This is a genomic window from Bacillus sp. C-3-6 (genome assembly GCF_054509685.1).
In genome coordinates this window covers 1,677,859-1,694,605 of the sequence record NZ_CM137247.1, presented here as the reverse complement: position 1 = coordinate 1,694,605, position 16,747 = coordinate 1,677,859, and the positions used below count along the sequence as shown (strand labels likewise).

19 protein-coding genes are annotated in these 16,747 nt (G+C 33.3%); 5 read left to right on the top strand and 14 right to left on the bottom strand.

The window, feature by feature from the left end; all coding sequences use genetic code 11:
• Positions 1-12: 12 nt before the first annotated feature.
• Entirely contained in the window at positions 13-1,344 is a 1,332-nt protein-coding gene (locus ACW0JX_RS08825) for a D-serine ammonia-lyase (RefSeq protein WP_088023076.1), read from the bottom strand.
• A gap of 150 nt (positions 1,345-1,494) precedes the next feature.
• Here ACW0JX_RS08825 and ACW0JX_RS08820 point away from each other — a divergent pair, with 150 nt between their 5' ends.
• Positions 1,495-2,040 (top strand): helix-turn-helix domain-containing protein, encoded by a 546-nt coding sequence (locus ACW0JX_RS08820; protein ID WP_000427637.1) that lies wholly within the window; start codon positions 1,495-1,497, stop codon positions 2,038-2,040.
• 53 nt (positions 2,041-2,093) lie between these two features.
• Here the strand turns inward: ACW0JX_RS08820 and ACW0JX_RS08815 are convergent, their stop codons facing one another.
• From ACW0JX_RS08815 to ACW0JX_RS08790, 6 genes are all read right to left on the bottom strand, one after another.
• On the bottom strand, positions 2,094-2,774 hold the full coding sequence (locus ACW0JX_RS08815) for a prolipoprotein diacylglyceryl transferase family protein (RefSeq protein WP_098127815.1): 681 nt from the start codon (positions 2,772-2,774) through the stop codon (positions 2,094-2,096).
• 17 nt (positions 2,775-2,791) lie between these two features.
• Positions 2,792-3,346, bottom strand: a complete 555-nt coding sequence (locus ACW0JX_RS08810; RefSeq protein WP_000733187.1) for a TlpA family protein disulfide reductase — start codon at positions 3,344-3,346, stop codon at positions 2,792-2,794.
• 18 nt (positions 3,347-3,364) lie between these two features.
• The gene (gene ccdA / locus ACW0JX_RS08805; protein ID WP_000990443.1) at positions 3,365-4,078 is read right to left on the bottom strand and encodes a cytochrome c-type biogenesis protein CcdA; all 714 of its coding nucleotides are present in this window, start codon (positions 4,076-4,078) and stop codon (positions 3,365-3,367) included.
• Between the two features lie 54 nt (positions 4,079-4,132).
• The gene (locus ACW0JX_RS08800; RefSeq protein WP_053564798.1) at positions 4,133-4,945 is read right to left on the bottom strand and encodes a M56 family metallopeptidase; all 813 of its coding nucleotides are present in this window, start codon (positions 4,943-4,945) and stop codon (positions 4,133-4,135) included.
• Between the two features lie 4 nt (positions 4,946-4,949).
• Positions 4,950-5,363: a BlaI/MecI/CopY family transcriptional regulator gene (locus tag ACW0JX_RS08795; RefSeq protein ID WP_000495052.1), complete on the bottom strand. Its 414-nt coding sequence runs from the start codon at positions 5,361-5,363 to the stop codon at positions 4,950-4,952.
• Positions 5,364-5,470: 107 nt separating this feature from the next.
• Positions 5,471-5,869 carry a DUF3942 family protein gene (locus tag ACW0JX_RS08790; RefSeq protein WP_000347529.1) on the bottom strand — a complete coding sequence of 133 codons (399 nt, stop codon included), beginning with the start codon at positions 5,867-5,869 and terminating at the stop codon, positions 5,471-5,473.
• A 392-nt stretch (positions 5,870-6,261) separates the two neighbouring features.
• On the opposite strand from ACW0JX_RS08790, the gene ACW0JX_RS08785 reads away from it, so the two are divergent.
• Positions 6,262-6,960: a peptidase E gene (locus ACW0JX_RS08785; protein WP_000762116.1), complete on the top strand. Its 699-nt coding sequence runs from the start codon at positions 6,262-6,264 to the stop codon at positions 6,958-6,960.
• A 57-nt stretch (positions 6,961-7,017) separates the two neighbouring features.
• Here the strand turns inward: ACW0JX_RS08785 and ACW0JX_RS08780 are convergent, their stop codons facing one another.
• The 3 genes from ACW0JX_RS08780 to ACW0JX_RS08770 all read right to left on the bottom strand — a co-directional run bounded on the left by ACW0JX_RS08780 (position 7,018) and on the right by ACW0JX_RS08770 (position 9,816).
• The gene (locus ACW0JX_RS08780; protein ID WP_000804127.1) at positions 7,018-8,427 is read right to left on the bottom strand and encodes an MATE family efflux transporter; all 1,410 of its coding nucleotides are present in this window, start codon (positions 8,425-8,427) and stop codon (positions 7,018-7,020) included.
• Between the two features lie 97 nt (positions 8,428-8,524).
• Positions 8,525-9,289 carry a DUF2087 domain-containing protein gene (locus ACW0JX_RS08775; protein WP_001280271.1) on the bottom strand — a complete coding sequence of 255 codons (765 nt, stop codon included), beginning with the start codon at positions 9,287-9,289 and terminating at the stop codon, positions 8,525-8,527.
• A gap of 365 nt (positions 9,290-9,654) precedes the next feature.
• The gene (locus tag ACW0JX_RS08770; protein ID WP_459245578.1) at positions 9,655-9,816 is read right to left on the bottom strand and encodes a hypothetical protein; all 162 of its coding nucleotides are present in this window, start codon (positions 9,814-9,816) and stop codon (positions 9,655-9,657) included.
• 163 nt (positions 9,817-9,979) lie between these two features.
• On the opposite strand from ACW0JX_RS08770, the gene ACW0JX_RS08765 reads away from it, so the two are divergent.
• The gene (locus tag ACW0JX_RS08765; protein ID WP_000669072.1) at positions 9,980-10,402 is read left to right on the top strand and encodes a PH domain-containing protein; all 423 of its coding nucleotides are present in this window, start codon (positions 9,980-9,982) and stop codon (positions 10,400-10,402) included.
• A 95-nt stretch (positions 10,403-10,497) separates the two neighbouring features.
• Here the strand turns inward: ACW0JX_RS08765 and fumC are convergent, their stop codons facing one another.
• Positions 10,498-11,886, bottom strand: coding sequence for a class II fumarate hydratase (gene fumC / locus ACW0JX_RS08760; RefSeq protein ID WP_168410433.1), 1,389 nt, complete (start codon positions 11,884-11,886; stop codon positions 10,498-10,500).
• 191 nt (positions 11,887-12,077) lie between these two features.
• Here fumC and ACW0JX_RS08755 point away from each other — a divergent pair, with 191 nt between their 5' ends.
• Positions 12,078-12,788: an SDR family NAD(P)-dependent oxidoreductase gene (locus ACW0JX_RS08755; RefSeq protein WP_416474536.1), complete on the top strand. Its 711-nt coding sequence runs from the start codon at positions 12,078-12,080 to the stop codon at positions 12,786-12,788.
• A 16-nt stretch (positions 12,789-12,804) separates the two neighbouring features.
• Positions 12,805-13,185: a MerR family transcriptional regulator gene (locus tag ACW0JX_RS08750; protein ID WP_340784258.1), complete on the top strand. Its 381-nt coding sequence runs from the start codon at positions 12,805-12,807 to the stop codon at positions 13,183-13,185.
• Between the two features lie 39 nt (positions 13,186-13,224).
• Here the strand turns inward: ACW0JX_RS08750 and nhaC are convergent, their stop codons facing one another.
• From nhaC to ACW0JX_RS08735, 3 genes are all read right to left on the bottom strand, one after another.
• The gene (nhaC, locus tag ACW0JX_RS08745; RefSeq protein ID WP_000843986.1) at positions 13,225-14,628 is read right to left on the bottom strand and encodes a Na+/H+ antiporter NhaC; all 1,404 of its coding nucleotides are present in this window, start codon (positions 14,626-14,628) and stop codon (positions 13,225-13,227) included.
• Positions 14,629-15,090: 462 nt separating this feature from the next.
• Positions 15,091-15,750 (bottom strand): class I SAM-dependent methyltransferase, encoded by a 660-nt coding sequence (locus tag ACW0JX_RS08740; RefSeq protein ID WP_089148932.1) that lies wholly within the window; start codon positions 15,748-15,750, stop codon positions 15,091-15,093.
• 115 nt (positions 15,751-15,865) lie between these two features.
• Positions 15,866-16,747 carry a TIGR03943 family putative permease subunit gene (locus ACW0JX_RS08735; protein WP_340784262.1) on the bottom strand — a complete coding sequence of 294 codons (882 nt, stop codon included), beginning with the start codon at positions 16,745-16,747 and terminating at the stop codon, positions 15,866-15,868.

The following is a 16,747-nucleotide window of genomic DNA, read 5'->3' as shown; positions in this document are numbered from 1 at the left end:
GCCTCATTTTTCTTATACCGTTAAATCCAAACCTTTCCTATAATACTCATTCATTACATCTTTTGGAACCATACTTCCACCCGTTCCCCACACAATATGAGTACCTTTTTTCACCTTCTCTGTTACCTGTTGCTTTTGTAAATACTCACCTTCTTTGCATACTTTCATTGGCCCTATCATACCTGCTAGTGCAGAAGGCTCTAAATAAATATTTTCCGTATCAGCTAGTTCTTTTAACAATCTATATAACTCTTCATCGCTTACTGTGTAATTCCCACTCAAAAATGGTTCCATCGTTTTACCGACAAATCCAGATGGCCTTCCTACCGCAAGTCCATCCGCATCTGTTACATTATCAATTCCGATATCTTGAACGGAAATTTTGTCATGAAGGCCTGTCATTAAGCCGAGTAACATACAAGGAGAATGTGTTGGCTCTGCGAAGAAACAATGAACATTGTCTTTATACAATAACTTTAAACCGAATGCTACTCCGCCAGGTCCTCCTCCTACTCCGCACGGAAGATAAACAAATAAAGGATGATTTTCATCTACTACCACCTCTAACTCTTCTAATTGCTTTTGTAATCGTGATGCTGCTACTGCGTATCCTAAAAATAAATCATGCGAGTTTTCATCGTCTACAAAATAACAGCTAGGATCCGCATCCGCTTGTCTTCTTCCTTCTTCTACTGCTTTGCTATAATCATCTTCATATTCAATAACGTTTACACCTTTACTTCTTAATAAATCTTTCTTCCATTTTTTTGCGTCTGCTGACATATGAACAGTTACATTAAAACCTAGATTCGCACTCATAATCCCTATGCTAAGTCCTAAATTCCCTGTAGAACCTACTGCAATTGAATATTTCGAGAAAAACTCTCTACATGTATCACTATCTAAAACGGAATAATTATCTTCTTCTGTTACCATTCCGTGCTGCAATGCTAGTTGCTCAGCATGTTTCAACACTTCATAAATGCCGCCCCTAGCTTTAATTGATCCTGATATTGGAAGATGACTATCACATTTTAATAATAATTCTCCTAAAATAGGTTGCTCATATTTTCTCTCTAAAGCTTCTTTCATAGAAGGTATTTTCACTAAAGGTGATTCGATTATGCCGTTCGCCCCTTTCGTTTCAGGAAAAACTTTCGCAATATATGGTGCAAAACGCTTTAATCTCTCTTCCGCATCTTTTACATTCTCTTCATTAAGTGGTGAATCTTTTATTGCTGTTTCATACTTTTCTATGTTTGGATTTATCCAAAATACTTCTTCTGTTGCAATAAGCTTATTCACTAATGGATATTCTGCTTGTAATGCCCCTATTTCTTTCATTTTGTTTCCTCCTTATATCCTTGTAGCTCACCATACAATAAATTATAATTAAATTAATTTTAATATAGTTTAACACAAATAATCCAATTAAGTTAATTTTAATTTAATTTATTTAAATATAATTTAATAATTATTAAGGAGATTTTCATTATGGAAAATATAGATATTGGTAAAAAAATTGAAAAACAAAGAAAAGAAAAAGGTTTAACTAGTAAAGAACTAGCAAAGATGGCCGATATTACACCATCAATGTTAAGTCAAATTGAGCGCGGGTCCGCTAACCCTTCTATCCAAACATTAAAAGTGCTTGCTAAAGCTCTTGATGTGCCAACATTTAGCTTTTTACTTGAAGATACAAATACAGACGATTTAATTGTACGTTCCCATAAACGAAAGAAAATGATTATTGATAATTTATCATATGAAATGCTTTCACCTGATTTCACTGGAAATTTAGCAACAGCAATTATGACCGTCCCGCCTAATACAGCTTCATCAGAAAATGTGCTAGAACATAAAGGAGAAGAATTAGCATTTGTCTTAGATGGGAAAATCACATTATATTTAAATGAGGAAGAATACGTATTAGAAACTGGCGACAGTGTAAAAATACCTGCTTATTTAAAGCATAAATGGGTGAATCATTTTGAAAAAAACGCGATAGTCTTATTTTCTGTTACTCCGCCGATTTTTTAATATATGTAATAAAAAATAGCCATGTACGGAGAATATCCGTTAATGGCTATTTTTTATTTTTTAGGCACCAACAAAATCCCTAAACTAATAATACAAAAGCTCATTATTTGCTCTGCTGATAGACCAAACAGAACCGAATTTTGTTCACTAACAAGCGAAATAATAATATGAGCAAACCCCTCAATAATTAGAAAAACACTTATATTCTTTCCATTTCCGAGCCTTTCATTTTTCATCCATAACAAGCCCATTATACAAAGAGCAAGGATGATCTCGTATACGAATATAGGGTGATATAAAAGTTTAGATTCATATATTTTCATTCCCCATGGTAGTGTCGTTTGTGCACCTACTTCATGATGTAATAGAAAATAAAAGATAATACTCACACACAGACCAAAAGGCAATGCATCAAGTAAAATACGAAGCGAAAATTGCTCCTTTTTACTTTTCCAAACAATGTATACACTCGCAATTACGCATCCTACTACAATATGTTGCATACTTCCAACAGCTAATATTGCTTGCACTGGCGCCCCAAAGGCCCATACAGGATTTAAAATTGCTGGTGCAAACTTCCATACAAATACGATGATAAGAAAAGCATTTGTTACGGCATCCATCATTTTTTCATATGATACATTTTGATGCCTCATCTTTCGTTTCATCAACATAAATCCAAATAGACTTCCAATTATAAGAGATATGGGTTGTAACCTCACGATCCACTCCATCGTCACCAAATCTCCTTTTAATTCTCAATCAATTTCTTAAATTTCTTTTCTAATTGATCTGGTGGTAATACACCTCGTACATGATCTACTATAATTCCATCTTTATTAACAAAAAATGTCGTCGGTAAAGAGAATACTTTATAATCTAGTCCAGCTACTCCGTCCATATCTAGTAGAACAGGAAACTCAAAACCATAACGATTAGCAAATGCGCTTGCTTCTTGTACTGGGTCACTAACAGTTGCATTCACCGCAAAAATTTCAACATCCTTTTTATATTTATCATACATATGAACTAAGTCAGGTGCCTCCATTTCACACGGCCCACACCATGATGCCCAAAAATTAATAATATACGGTTTTCCCTTTGCATCATTTAACGACTGTAACTTTCCGTCTAATCCTTTTAATGTGATGCTAGGTGCTTTAAAACCGACTTGTGGTAATACTTCTTTCTCCTGTAACTCTGCTTGCTTTGCTTTTCTTTCCTTCTCTTCTTTCTTTGAATTATAAAAGTTAACCCCCGCCCAAACGAGTGCCCCTACTAATATAATAGCAATTAGTTTCTTCACTTTTCTTCCTCCTCATTTTTAAAAACCTGTAAATCCACCGAATAGACGAATAAAGAATGCTGTAATTTTCGTCATTTGATTTGTATACAATAAAATACCTGTTACAATCATCATTCCACCGCCAATTTTCATCATGACATTGGCATATGTAACAATCCATTTTACCTTCCCAATAAAGAATGCCATCACGAAAAATGGAACCGCAAACCCAAGAGTATACGCTGTAATATAAAGAAGTGCCCCTTCAGGATTCGTCGCGCCAAGCATGAGTACAGCTGAAAATATCGGTCCAACACATGGCGTCCAACCTGCTGCATATGTCATACCGACTAAAATCGAGCGAATATATCCAGTCGATTTACTTCTATACTGCACCTTTTTCTCTGCCATAAGCCACTTAGGCTGAAACAAGCCCGTCATAAATAGCCCCATTAAAACAATAAAAATCCCACCAATTTGTTGAATCAATTTTTGGTTAGATGAAAATGTTATTCCAATCCAGCTTACCGATAAACCTAACGCGTAAAATATAACCGAAAATCCGATCATAAAAAATACTGTATGTATAATCGCTGATTTTTGCATAATCCCACGATTTTCTTTTAAATCTTGGATAGACACACCTGTAATATAAGATAAATAAGATGGATATAGCGGTAAAGAGCACGGTGATATAAATGACAATACTCCCGCCCCAGCCACAAGCCAAATTGTTAAATCTGCTGCATTCATTTTATTCCCCCCTAAAACACTACAATGGGTAGTGTTTATTCTTAAAAAAAGAGGCTATATGCACTCTCCGACAATAAGTACAACCGACATACAGAATAAACCTACTGTTACATATCCCGAATTCGTATGTAACGGAATAGTAAGCTTAACAACCTTTTCATTTAACACTTGCTCGATTCGTAAATTTATTGCTGTTTTTGCAAATAAAGCTGTAACACATCGATTTTCCATTGTCTTTATTTTAATTAATTTTAATAACGCGCTACCTAACTCAAGTGAGGATTCCATTTTTTGCATCGCATATTTATCAGCAGCTAGTTCCTGATACGTATGATATCGCTGTAACAACCCTTTTAATATTGGTATGTACATCATTCCTTCTGCTAATAGCGTAAAACAAAATAATTTTAGCGGATCCCAATTCTTTTGATGATATTCTTCATGGAAAATAATTGCATCCATTTCTTCATCTGAAAATGTTTGAAGCATCCCTTCTGACATGACAACTTTCGGACGAAATAGCCCAATTGTAAATGCCGCAACTTCCGTAGTCGGCAATATATATATTTGTTTTCCTTTTCGGATGAAAGGGATAAGTACTTTTTGTAATTTTTTACTATAGAAAAATTGTCGCCAAATTCTTTTGCACACGATTAATACAGTAAGTAATAATAATCCAGCGATTATTATACGAATCAGCGATAATTCTTTCATATGTTTTTCTAACTGGAACAAGCAAAATTTTGAAAGAAGGAACATCTTATTTTGAAACAGAAATGGATATGTAACGTAATACAGTAACAAGCTGAAAAAGAGGGTACTAACAATTACTGCTAACAATACGATTTTACGCATTTGCCATTTCATTTCATTAATCCTCTTTTTTTAACTGACTCAATTTGTCTTCTAACTTTTTTATTAAAGTCGGATCAGCCTGCTCTAACTCATCTAACATATGATTTACAACTAAATCTCCAAATTCCCCCATCAATTCCTGTGTCATTTTCTTCGTTTGATTGGATAAGAATTCTTCTTTCGTTTGTACAGCACGATATATGCCACTTCTTTTCACAGTCTGTTTTTCTAAGTGTAATTTCTCTACTAACCTGTTCATAACTGTCATAACAGTGTTAAAATTCACAGGTGATTCTTCACTTAATTTCTGCTGCACTTCTTTAATCGTAATACCATCGCTAGACCAAACAATCTCCATAATTTTTGCTTCAAGCGGTCCAAAGAAATGATTTAACCCGTGCTCATTTAACTTATAGTTTTGAGTAAACATTGTACAACTCCTTTCACACTACGAATTGTAGTATAAATTAAATGAAAGGTCAAACGTAAATGATATATACGAAAATTAACTACCTATAAATACATAGGCTATTCCATTCATTTTAAACCTAATTTTTCTCCAAATGTATCAAAAAGGTACTGCTCTAATATTTGTACACTAAACTTCTCATTACGCCCAAGGGCAAATAATTCCCGATCTTTCGCTACGATAGTATCTAACGGAATAACTACATTATCCACTATTTTTACAATTTCAATTATATTACTTTTCACATTCACTTCTGTTTTAAATTCAACGTTTTCTAACACTATATGTGAACGTCTTCCTGATGCAAAAAAAGTAAAATTAGGATTTTTAACAACGCCAATTTCAGTCTCTAACGCATATAAATAGTGAAAAATTACATCTCTATGTCCATCTTTTATTATTTTTTCATCCTTCTCATCGTCTAAGTATTCTTTCAGCTTCGTTGTAAATTCAAATCGAAAATCCACTTTTTTCACGCTCCTTCTTTGTATTTCATATTAAATAAATATATTGAAATAATTTTACCATATTGTAATACAACTTCCTATTAAAAGTAAAAACTGTTTTAGAAAATCGCTATTATTTCCGATACCCTTTTAAAATATAAGTATAAATTCAATATGAACGAATGCGTCATTATATCTATTTAAACATATTTTTTCCATATTTTGAAACATTAGTATGAAATATTATATATCAATGAATGGTTTCTAATGCATTGGTATATATAGTCAGTAGTTTCTTTACTATTCCGATATACTTAAGCTATATTTTCTAATTATTGATTACATTACGGAAGGAATGTAACTCTCTTCTATCGAATTTTTATATAACAAAAATGATTAGGTGGTGCTTTACTATGAAATTAGCTGTCATTGGTGGCGGTGATTTACAAGATTCAAATCACTTGCCTATTAATGAACGCCTTATAGAATTAACAAATAAACAGTACCCAAAAATATTGTTTATTCCAACGGCTAGTCATGATGATGAAAGCTATATAAAATTATTTTTAGACACGTTTGAAAAACAATTACATTGTGAAGTACAAATTTTACGTACTACAACAGATTCACCTTCTAAGTATGAAATAGACGAGATGATTCATTCAGCCGATTTAATTTATCTAGGTGGCGGGAACTATATTCACATGCTTACGCAATGGAAAGAACATAGACTCGATGAAAAATTATTATTGGCTCTGCAACAAGGAACACTTATTGCTGGTTATAGCGCTGGTGCTATGTGTTGGTTCACGTCTAGTATCCGATCAGATTATGAAGGTTCTGGTTATATAGAAAGTAACGGATGGGGTATTGTTAATAAAAGATTTTGTCCACATTATAATCAATTAAACAGAATGAACGCCTTCCATTCCTTTTTACAAAATCATCAAGGGAATATAGAAGGAATTGCACTCGAGGATAATTGCGCTTTATATATTACAGAAGAATCCTTTGAGATTATCGGTGAACCGGAAAAAGCGTGGGAGTTTTATATGAGTGATAAAACACTCATTAGACAACATTTTGATATCACTTTAAAAAGCTATTTGTAAACCTGCACTTACGAAAAAATGTCCCTAAGTCTAATAACTTAGGGACATTTTTTCTATTTAGCTAACTAATCGTGTAATTCGTTTCTTTTGCCATGAAAGCTTATAATATGCATACTGTAATATTAAGCTGACAATAAATGCTGCTGGATACCCGATCCAGATGCCTTCTATTCCAAGACTTGTATGGTAAGAAAGATAATATGCTACGGGTACTTCTACAAGCCAAATTGAAACAACTCCAATAACAGTTGGCCAAAGTACTGTACCGCTCGCTCGCATTGTCGCACTAATAATTTGTGCATGACCGAAAATTAAATAACTCCATAACGTAATCATAACTAAGCTATGAGCAATTTCAATTGTAGTTTGACTTGTTAAAAATAGTGATAAGATGTCTCTTGAGAATAAGTAAATAAGAGATATTAACACACCACCGATGACGTAGTTCATAATAATTCCAGCCTTCACAACTTTCTGCAATCGATCAAATTGATTCGCACCAATCGATTGTGCCGCAAAAATGGAAACTGTAATACCAAGGCTAACTGCTGGCATTTGTACATAACTTGCAACTTGATTCACAACGCCGTAAGCAGCTGTTGCATCCGAACCGTAACGATTTACAAATGCGATTACGGCAATCTCAGATAATGATACTAATATCATATTTATACTTGCTGGTATACCGAGCCTTAGCAATAGCTTTAATAACTCCCCATCCATTCGAAGGTATTTTCTAACCGTGCCATCTAGTTGTAATGGGTGATTTTTCTTCTTTAAATACACAAGCATGACAATAAACGTAATAACTGTAGATATAACAGATGCATAGGCCGCTCCATACACATCTAATTTCGGAGCTCCTAACCATCCAAAAATAAGAACTGGTAATAAAATCATATTTAGCGCTGTACTTACAATTAAAAAGTAAAATGGCGTTTTAGAATCTCCTGTACCTCTCATAAATGTTGTATATGCGAAATATAAAAATAATACTGGCATCGATATAAATAAAATCCGTGCATAATGTACACTTATTTCAATAATATTTTCTGGCGTTCCCATTAGACGCATAATATCCATCGCAAAAATACTACCTATTATCGCCAACACAACTCCAATAATAAAGGTAAACGTCAACGTCGTACCAACGATAGCTTTTAAACGATCTTCGTTTTTAGCACCAAACGCCTGACCAATTAAAATAGAGCTTCCTGAACCGATACCAATTACAAATGAAACGAGCAAGAAAAATAATGGGAAGAATGCTGATATAGCCGCTAAATCATTAACTCCAAGCCATCTTCCTACTACTACCATACCAAATAATTGTCCAACTGATTGTAGTACATTACTTAATAATAACGGTACTAAAAACATCGACATCGATTTCCAAATCGGTTTACTCTCACTTTCCAACTTATGTGACTCCGCACCTTCTTTATTGTTATCTGCAGGTGGTTTCAAATTTCATTTCTCCTTTTATTAAACATCTATTTTCAATCTCTATCTCTTTGTATAGTTGTTATAATACTGTGCTTCTATTCATTTTCTTTTCGTATGATTATAACTTCACCCAATATTGACTTCCATCGGCTGTTCGATCTAAAAATCCATATTCGATTAAATATCTTCTTAATGTTACAAAATCAGGGTATACATTTTCTATCACTGTATTTACTTCTTTTTCAGTATACTTTTTATTACTATCAAACTTCTTCACTAAATGGCGCAATATAATTAATTTACGCTTTTGTTTCTTCGGAAATTTAGAGAGAGGTCCATCTAATCCTTCTGTAAAATGAGCTTTTAATACTTCATCATTTTCTTCTTCCGTAATATTGTATCGATCATCCACCATCGTTGCTGTTCTATGAATTGGCACAAATTTCGTTTGTACTTTTGATTTTTCTTCTGATAATTCCATTAGCGCTAAAAATACTTTTGCTTGCTTCATTTTCTCTCGCAGTGTAAATCGATGATTACGAATTGTTGATGTACTTCCGCCATCCATTTCTTTTACAATTTCTTTATCATTCAGTCCCATATGGAAAAACTGAACCATTTTCTTTTGTAAATCCGTTAAACCAGTAAATTTCTTATCCATATTTAACAAATAATCAAACATAGACGTATGCTCATTTTGAATATGCAATTGGACGAACTTCTCTGCTTCATACAAAATTTGGTTATCTTGATAAATAACACCTTTAATAAATGTTTCACCACAAGCTAAGCAAATGTACTCCTCTTTTTCTTCATCAAACACATACCCTTTCTTTAATTCCTCTATTGACGCATCCCAAAACTTCTCTGAAATATCACTCATACTAAACACTCCTTTAAAATATTTATTTAAAACCAAACAAATCAGCATAACGTTTACTATCACTTCACCATCTTATCACAACGCAAACAAACATTTCAATGTTTCGTTTACCCATTTTATAAACTTTTATAAAAACATCTAACAAAAGGGTTTAATACAAAGAAAAGCGAATATGTTTATACAAATTCATTTTATAGGATGTGAAATAGAACATAAATATTCTTCAAGACCCTTAGTTTACCGATAAACAAATTGCACAGAATACATATGCGATTAGTGAATATGGAACTGGTATTCACTCATTCCAAAACTTCAGTATTCAATTTTAACTACAAAAAAGATGTTTTCGTATAAGAAAACATCCTTTACTTTTTATATATTCTATTTACAGTCTCTACTAAAACCTTACTTGCTTGTACAAATGTATGCTTTCGATTTCTATTTTCAACAAATTTATTAGCACAACTACTCATAATCATCATACAACTAATTATGACTAACGCTATCTTTCTATTCTTGTAAGTCACTTCATGCCACTCCACTATTACAAAACTTCTTTTGAATTTATCCCATCAAGAAATTTTACATGAATAATAAAACGTGTGAATATGCAATTCTGCATATTCACACGTTTTATCACAATGTTATGATTTAATTTAGTTAAAGAACAAGTATACCGAGGTGACAAACTTGAAATTTAAAGCGAAAAAAAATCCATTCCACGTCATTTTCATTACATTATTTATAATTATTTTTTTCGTTTCGTTATTCTTCCAAAATGAAAATTCTATTTTTTTCACTCTCATGATGCTGCTAAATATCGTGAACCTTTCTTCATTCTATTTCTCTCACTACAACGTAACGGAATCATCTCTTGTTGTAAAACACGGTTTCATACTTCGTACTGAAATCCCATTTAAAGACATTCGTCATATTAAGTACTCTGGCAAAAAACTTCGTTCAAAAAAATGGACGAGGCAACAATTAGAAATTAATTATAATTTATTTGACTCAGTGACCACTTTCGTACCACAAGAAGAAGAAAAATTCATTTCACTCTTAAAAGAGAACTGCCCACAGATGAAAGTAATGAATACGCCTGCTAACAAATAATATATTTTGAAGCTTGCATTATTGCAAGTAGATGAAACTTAAAAATGAACATCAAAAAAGCCAAGATTCTATACTAAGAATCTTGGCTTTTTCTATTACTCTTTTGGAGCAATCATTTTCTTTGGATCTACAATTTCATCAAATTGCTCTTCTGTTAGTAGTCCAGATTGCAATGCTGCTTCTTTTAAAGTTAATCCTTCTTTATGAGCATGCTTCGCAATTTTCGCTGCATTTTCATATCCGATATGTGGGTTTAGCGCTGTTACAAGCATTAGTGAACGATTCACATTTTCATTAATTACTTCTTCATCTGCTTCAATACCAACTGCACAATTGTCATTAAACGAAACAATTGCATCCGCTAATAAGTGAGCTGATTGTAAGAAGTTATAAGCAATTACAGGTTTAAATACGTTTAACTCAAAGTTACCTTGGCTCGCAGCAAATCCGATTGTTGCATCATTCCCCATCACTTGCGCTACAACCATCGTTAATGCTTCACTTTGCGTTGGATTTACTTTACCAGGCATAATAGAGCTCCCTGGTTCATTTGCTGGAATAATAATTTCTCCAAGACCACTACGTGGACCACTTGCAAGCCAACGTACATCGTTAGCAATCTTCATTAGATCCGCAGCTAATGCTTTTAATGCACCGTGAGTATATACAACTTCATCATGGCTCGTTAATGCATGGAACTTATTTGGTGCAGAAACAAATTGTTTACCTGTAAATTGACTAATTTCCTCTGATACCATCTCACCAAATTTAGGATGAGCATTAATACCTGTTCCAACCGCAGTTCCACCAATTGCTAACTCTTTCATATATGTATTGCTCTCTGCAATCATACGCTCTGTTTTTTCAAGCATACGGTGCCATCCGCTAATTTCTTGCCCTAAAGTTAACGGCGTTGCATCTTGTAAATGTGTACGACCAATTTTTATAATATGTTCAAATGCAGTTACTTTTTCTGCTAAAGTTTCTTTTAATTTCGTAATTGCTGGTAATACGTGATTTTCTACTGCGATTACACAAGCTACATGAAGCGCCGTTGGAAATGTATCATTTGAACTTTGTGACATGTTCACATCATCATTCGGATGAATGTGTACGTCAGATCCCTTCTCTTTCAAAATTTGATTCCCACGATTTGCAATTACTTCATTCACATTCATGTTTGACTGTGTACCACTACCTGTTTGCCATACGACAAGCGGAAAATGTTCATTCCATTTCCCTGCAATCACTTCATCCGCAGCTTCTACAATTGCTTCTGCTTTTTCTTCTGATAGCTTTCCTAATTTTTGATTGCTAAGCGCTGCACTCTTCTTTAAAATTGCAAATGCTTTTACAATTTCAAGCGGCATTGGCTCTGTTCCAATTGGAAAGTTTTCTTTACTACGTTGTGTTTGTGCTGCCCATAATTTATCAGCTGGAACTTTTATTTCTCCTAATGTATCTCTTTCAATTCTGTACTCCATGTTTTCATCCCCTTGAAAATATAATACCTACATCTCTTATAATAACAGACTTTCTCTTAAATGATAAGAATTCTCACTCTTATATATAGATATTCTATATTTATTTTAAAAAATTCCTCTTGACCTAAACTTAAGTTTAGGCTGTATCCTTTCCATTGTAACCTACTATAACACTACTGGAGGAATTCAATATGAAAAAATATGCTTTTATAACAGGTGCGAATAAAGGAATTGGATATGAACTTGTTCGTCAATTAGCAGAAAAAGATTATCACGTATTTTTAGGTGCTCGTAATGAACAACTTGGACAACAAGCCGTAGAATCTTTAAATGTTTCAAACGTTTCCTATATTCAAGTAGATATTTCAAATTCACAATCCATTCAAGAAGCAACAAAGAAAATTTACGAAACGACTGACCACTTACATTTATTAATTAATAACGCAGGCATAGCGCTAGACTTCAATACGCTACCTAGTGAATTAAATATTGAAACTTTACGCCAAGGATTTGAAGTTAACTTTTTTGGAACTTTCCAAATGATGCAAGCCTTTTTACCATTATTAAAGAAATCAAGCAACAGTAAAATCATAAATGTAACAACTGACATGGCCTCACTAACAATGTTTGCTAATGGTGAAACACATCCAATTAATACACTAGGATATAATTCTTCCAAAACAGCTATTAATGCTTTAACATTAGCTTTTAGTAAAGAATTTGCCACTAACGGTCCACAAGTATTTGGGGTAACTCCTGGTTTTACAACTACGGATCTTAATGGAAATTCCCCCGGTGGCCATACAACCACTGAAAGTGCTAAAATTATTATTAAATATGCATTAAGTGAAACAAATTATAATGGTAAAATACTAAATAAAGATGGCATTATACCTTGGTAATAAAAGGATGAATGATATGTATTATACAATTGGGCAAGTCGCCAAAATGCAACATTTAACTATTTCTCAAATACATTATTACGATAAACAAGGACTGTTCCCTTTTCTTCAAAGAAATGAAAAAGGAGATCGAGTTTTTGACGAAGAAGCACTGAAATATTTAGAGATGATTTTGTGTTTAAAAAACACTGGTATGCCAATTCAAAAAATAAAACAATTTATCGACTGGTCTATGGAAGGAGAATCTACTATCTTTCAACGGCTGGAATTAATGAAACAACAGGAAACCAATGTCTTACAGCTCATTCAAGACACTGAAAAAAACTTAAAAAAGATACAACAAAAAATTGCTAAATACGAGAATGAAATAACTTCAGAAAATGCTATTAAAAAATAAAAAATCACCTTCTACATATTGTAGAAGGTGATTTTTATTTTATGATGCTTGCTTTCCTTTATCTGCATCATCTACATACCAGATGAATTTGCCTGTATATCCATAAATAACTGCTAAAATTAACGATACGAAGCTTAACCACATAAACGGAACGTATGAGAACGTTGCTACACCTAAAATACCAGCCATAAAAATACCATTATCAGACCATGGAACCATACCTGAAGTTAACGTTCCACCTACTTCTGAGTTACGCGCTAATACACGACGGTCTATTTTTAATTTATCATAGCTATCTTCCATAATTTTTGGTGTTAAAATTAGTGATACATACATCGCACAACCAAATATATTAGCTAAGAATGCCACGATTAAGGTAGACAATGTTACATTACCTGCAGAATTTAATTTCTTCTCGAATTTTGATACGATTACTTTTAAAACACCTAATTTTTCAAGTAATCCACCAAATCCTAAACCGAAAATAATAACGGCTACTGAGCCAAGCATGCCGTTAATTCCACCACGGTTTAATAACTTGTCAACAAACTCAACACCAGATTGAATTGAGAATCCGTTATAAGCTGTTCCAATCGCCTCTCCAAAGTTCATCCCTTGGAAAAGAGTTGCCCAAATTGCACCAATTAAAGCTCCCATTGCAATTGTTGGCATAGATGGTTTCTTCATCGCTAATAGAACGATAACAATGACCGCTGGAATAAGCATCCATATTTTAATATCAAATTGCTTTAATAAAGCTTCTTTTAAAAATTCTACTCGATTCAAATCTACATTATCGCCGCCATACATCCAACCAGCTACAGTAAACATAATACTAGTAATAATATAAGCCGGAACATCTAATACGAGCATAGCTCGAACGTGAGCAATAACATCTACTTTCGCCATAGAAGCTGCAAGAACTGTGCTATCAGAAAGTGGTGATAATTTGTCGCCGAAATAAGCTCCTGAAAGAACTGCACCAGCAACAAGCGGAAGTGGTAAACCAAGTCCTTCACCAATCGCCATCATAGCAATACCTGCTGTTCCCACTGTTCCCCAAGACGTTCCTGTTGCGATAGAAGTTATAGAACAAATAATTAATGTTGCTAATAGGAATATGCTAGGGTGAATAAATTCTAATCCATAATAGATTAATGTTGGTACTACCCCACCAGCAATCCATGTTCCAATTAAAGCACCTACTGCAACTAAAATCAGTATTGCTTCTAATCCGTTAGAAATCCCTTTCGTAATTGCATCTTGCAATTCTTGATAACGAAATCCTAATCTTAATCCAAGCGCAATTACTAAAAACCATGAAATAAATAGCGCTAATTGAATTGGGAGATCAAAAATCGTTTGGAAGGAAAAGACAACAGCAAGAAATAGTAATAAAAGAACTATGATTTCTAGCATCGATGGTAATCTTACACTTTTCATTTTTTTCTCTCCTTACAAGTCGATAACATGACGTATGTCGTCTTACATGTATGTAATATACAATTAGCGAAGACAAAACAAAATTTTCATATTATTTCGATTTATTTTTCCAGTATAATATATTCACAACCCTTTCTATTGTAAAAGTAGATTACGTTTTTCGCAATGAAAAATATAAAAAATGTTGTATTTTTATTTATCCCGATATTTTCGGTCAATAAGACCCTTGTATCAAAATTTAGTAAGTGCAAAGCACTTAGTTAAGAAATTAACTACTGTAAAATCCCGAATTGACATGAACCTATTAAAGCTTCACTTTATTTACAAAAAACAATCCCATACTAACTCTTTTAATATTTGCTGCAACAAAACTTTTTACAACTATCTTCACTTTTTAATTCAAACCATAATTCCCCAAACAAAAATAGGGCACACATCATTAAAATGATGCATGCCCTACCTTTATTTATACATATTTTGTATTTCTTCTTTATTTTTAAGTATTTCCTCAAACTTATCACTACAACCCTTCGGAAATAACACTCCCAGTCCATATGAATGCGCAAATTGAAAATGAGGGTACTTCGCTTTTACCTCATCCCAAAACTTATATACGCCGAAATCACCACTTCTAACTTCAATATCATGAAATAATACAATACCGTTTTTCGCGACTTTCGGTAGCCATGTATTATAATCGTGAGAAACAGCTTCATACGTATGATAGCCATCAATATGCAAAAGATTTATCGTTTCATCTTGAAACCGCTCTACAGCATCATCAAAAGTAGATCGAATTAAATTTCCTATATTAAGGTAGTTATCACTCACTACTTTTTCTACTATTTGAAAAACCCCTTCTCCATATGGACCTGTATGCCCATCTCCAGCCCAAGTATCTACTGCAAAGCATTTAGTCGATAACCCTCCATCTTTTACTCCTTGACAAAAACTGAAGAAAGAAGCACCTAGATGTGTACCTAACTCAACTAAAGTTTCTGGTTTTTCAAATCGTACTAAGTCATATGCAAAATCTAAATGTCCACTCCACGCAGATTGTGACCGAATAATAGGACTAAATGTTTCAAATTCAAATGATGGTTTATGAGTAACCCAGTTCATCGCATAACTCCTTCTGCACATATTTTTAACAAACCAAATTACTCTTATCTTTATTTTTTTATCGCCTTGATTATGATTCTATTTCATGAAAATATGAAGAATTTATTCTTTTCTATTAAGGTAAAGCATCATATACATATGGGTCAGTTGGCTTATTAATTTTCTCGATTTTGTTTACTTTTACAAGTGGAAAGACTGTTCCTTTATATGTCGTTTCATCTAATAATCCTGTTATTTTCACCCATGTTTCTTCTGGAGTTTTTTCAATATTTTTCCCGGTAACAATCATCCCCCAGACTGATGCATCCGCAATACAACAAGTTATACCATATCGAGCCACTACTGCTTTATTACCCGTCACATCTTTATCCTTATATATAAACCCTAAGAATGTAATTTCTTTCCCTTTAAACCAATTAACATTTTGACCAATTACATTCATTGTTTGAACATAGTCCTTATCCTTTACTTGTAGTTTACGCTGTCCTAACATACTTTTTACTACTTGCTCTTCCGTTTTATAAGTCGTTGATAAATTTGATGTTTCTTCTGGATCAACGGATACTTCTCGCCCATCAAACTTAACCTGTTCCCCCTCTTTTTCGTTCCTTTCTAGACTTCTCGCCTGTACACTTTGATTCATACCCCTTTTTCCTGCTAAACTTCCATCAATTGTTACACTTCCAAAGAGAAAAGCACTAACTATCGGAACGACAAATAAAACATATACAAAGAAACTTTTTATCCCTGATTTTGATGTTGTATGATGTTTACAACAATTACAATCATGCTGTTTTTCTCTTCCATCTCCCAAAACTTGCACAGTACCAACAATTAAAATTACTACAAAAGCTATATACGTAAATTTGATCATTTTTGGAGCGATAAAATTATAAATATTCCCTGTTACAAGTAGCTTAAATAAGAGCATTGCTAAACCAATTAAAATAATGCCACGTATATAGCGATGATATGCCTTCCGCTCCTCTTTCTCCAT